Origin of the sequence: Dermacoccus sp. CCH2-D9 (genome assembly GCF_001556795.1) — a bacterium.
Classification (GTDB): domain Bacteria; phylum Actinomycetota; class Actinomycetes; order Actinomycetales; family Dermatophilaceae; genus Dermacoccus; species Dermacoccus nishinomiyaensis.
The window spans coordinates 1-2,524 of the sequence record NZ_LSJT01000014.1 but is presented as its reverse complement, the minus strand read 5'-3'; the positions used below and the strand labels follow the sequence as shown (position 1 = coordinate 2,524).

Below are 2,524 nucleotides of genomic sequence, written 5' to 3'. Positions count from 1 at the left end.
AACAGTCGCCCATCCATCTCAGTCACCCTCCGTCTCGCGGGTCGTGCGCTTCTCGATCCGCTTGTCGTCAGCCTGTTCGGACGTCAATTCCACGACTCGCTGCACGTAGATGCCGGGCAGGTGGACGTCGTCGGGGTGGATGTCGCCCGGCTCGACGAGCTGCTCCACCTCCGCGACGACGACGCGGCCCGCCATCGCGCACAGCGGGTTGAAGTTGCGCGCCGACAGGTTGAACACCAGGTTGCCGTGACGATCACCCTTCGCCGCACGCACGAGTGCGAAGTCCGTCGTGATGGCCTCCTCGAGCACGTACGGCTTCGCGTCGTCGCCGTCACCGTAGACGCGCGTCTCCTTCGCCGGTGAGGCCTTCTCTACCGAGCCGTCGGCCGCGTACTTCCACGGCATGCCGCCGTCGGCGACCTGCGTACCCACACCCGTCGCCGTGTAGAACGCGGGGATGCCTGCGCCACCGGCGCGCAACTTCTCCGCGAGGGTGCCCTGCGGCGTCAGGTGCACCTCCAGCTCGCCCTCGAGGTATTGGCGCGCGAACTCCTTGTTCTCGCCCACGTACGACGCGACGACGGTGCGCAGGCGCCCGTCGCGCAGCAGCACGCCGAGACCCCAGTCGTCGACCCCACAGTTGTTGGAGACGACGTCAAGATCCTTCGCGCCCTGCTCGTGCAGCGCCGCGATGAGGACGCTCGGGATGCCGCACAGCCCGAACCCTCCGACGGCGAGCGACGAACCGTCACCGATGTCGGCGACCGCTTCCGCGGCCGAGGCCACCACCTTGTCCATGAACCCTCCAGATCGCGCTTCGTGAGATGCACCTCACACCATGCCGACTTCAGTTAATCATCCTTAACCGAGGCGTGGGGGTGCGGCTTGCGACCGGCCCCGCGCGCGACGACACTTCGAGCATGACGAGCCAGCTGCGCGAACCCCTGTACGGCCTCCTCCTCGACGTCGACGGACCCATCGCGAGCCCGGTGACGCGCACCGTCGCGATCCCGTCGATCGCCACGGATCTCGTCGCGATGGCGCGGGCGGGCGTCCCCATCGTGTTCAACACGGGTCGCTCCGACGACTTCGTCGCAGCCACCGTCATGCCCGCCCTGCTCGACGCCGGACTACCCGACGACGCGCCCGTCATCGCCGTCTGTGAGAAGGGCGCGACGTGGTTCACCCCGACGCGCGCGCACCTGCGCAACGCGGGCGTCGACCTGCGCGTCGACGACGCCCTGCGCGTTCCGACGGGGCTCGTCGAGTACTGCCGCAGTATCGCCCCCGATTTCGACGACGCCATGTTCTTCGACGACACGAAGAAGGCCATGGTGAGCCTCGAGGCGCACCATGGCATCGACCTCGACGTCTACCGCGAACGTCAGCACGCGTTCGATCAGCGGGTGTGGGATTACCTCACCGAGCAGGAGATCGGCGTCGTCTGGGGTGAGCGAGAAGCGCTCAACGGCAGTGAAGACATCGCCGTCCGCATCGATCCGACGATCATCTCGACCGACATCGAGCACGTCGGGGTCGGCAAGAACGTCGGTGCCGACAAGGCGATCGAACTGCTCACCGCGCGCGGCATCACCCCGCGCGAGTGGCGCACCCTCGGCGATTCTCGCAGCGACTACGCGATGGCTGATCGTCTGCACGAGCGTGGATTCGTCGTGCGCCACGGCGACGTTCGCCCCGCCGACGGCCTGCTCGAGCGCACCTACCCCGTCGAGGTCACGCCCGATCAGGCGCTGACGAACGACGCCGCCGGTGCCGCGTTCCTCACGCGATGGCGCGCCGACGTCAAGCGCGGCGAGGCATCGGCGGCGTTCTGACGGAGCGGTTCGCGGCCAGGACAACGGGCCGAGGAAATATCGCGTCCCTAACCACCGTTGTCGCATGGGCCCCACGAGGCGCGGTCCGTGGCCGCGCCCGATCCTGACGAAAGGCCCCCGCATGCCCCAGCTGTTCGAACCCCTCACCCTGCGCGACGTCGAGTTCCGCAACCGCATCTGGCTCACGCCGATGTGTCAGTACAGCTGCGAGGCGTGCGACGGTATCCCGACCGCGTGGCACTTCGTCCACTACGCGACGCGCGCCGTCGGTGGTTTCGGGCTCGTGCTGACAGAGGCCACCGCCGTCGCGCCCGAGGGGCGCATCAGCCCCCAGGACGCCGGCCTGTGGAACCACGACCAGGTGGCCGCATGGCGCCGCGTCGTCGACGCCGTCCACGCGAACGGCGCGAAGATCGGAGTCCAGCTCGCGCACGCCGGACGCAAGGCGTCGACCTACCGCCCCTTCGCGGGTGAGCCCTCCGGCAGCGTGCCCGTCGACGCAGGCGGTTGGGAGGCTCTCGGCCCGTCCGCGGTCGCCTTCGACGGTTACGCAACGCCCCGCGCCATGACGCTCGCCGACATCGACGACGTCGTGGACGCCTTCGTCGACGCCGCCCGACGCGCGGACGAGGCCGGTTTCGACGTCGTCGAGCTCCACGCAGCGCACGGCTACCTGCTGCACGAGTTCC

General features: G+C 68.9%; 2 protein-coding genes and 1 pseudogene. 2 read left to right on the top strand and 1 reads right to left on the bottom strand.

The annotated features are described in order from the left end of the window. Window positions 1-18: 18 nt before the first annotated feature. Window positions 19-798 carry a CoA transferase subunit A gene (locus AX669_RS01350; protein WP_062256119.1) on the bottom strand — a complete coding sequence of 260 codons (780 nt, stop codon included), beginning with the start codon at window positions 796-798 and terminating at the stop codon, window positions 19-21. A gap of 122 nt (window positions 799-920) precedes the next feature. Here AX669_RS01350 and AX669_RS01345 point away from each other — a divergent pair, with 122 nt between their 5' ends. Next, entirely contained in the window at window positions 921-1,835 is a 915-nt protein-coding gene (locus AX669_RS01345) for a hypothetical protein (RefSeq protein WP_062256117.1), read from the top strand. A gap of 121 nt (window positions 1,836-1,956) precedes the next feature. Further along, window positions 1,957-2,524: pseudogene (locus AX669_RS01340) on the top strand (NADH:flavin oxidoreductase/NADH oxidase); the annotation flags it as partial.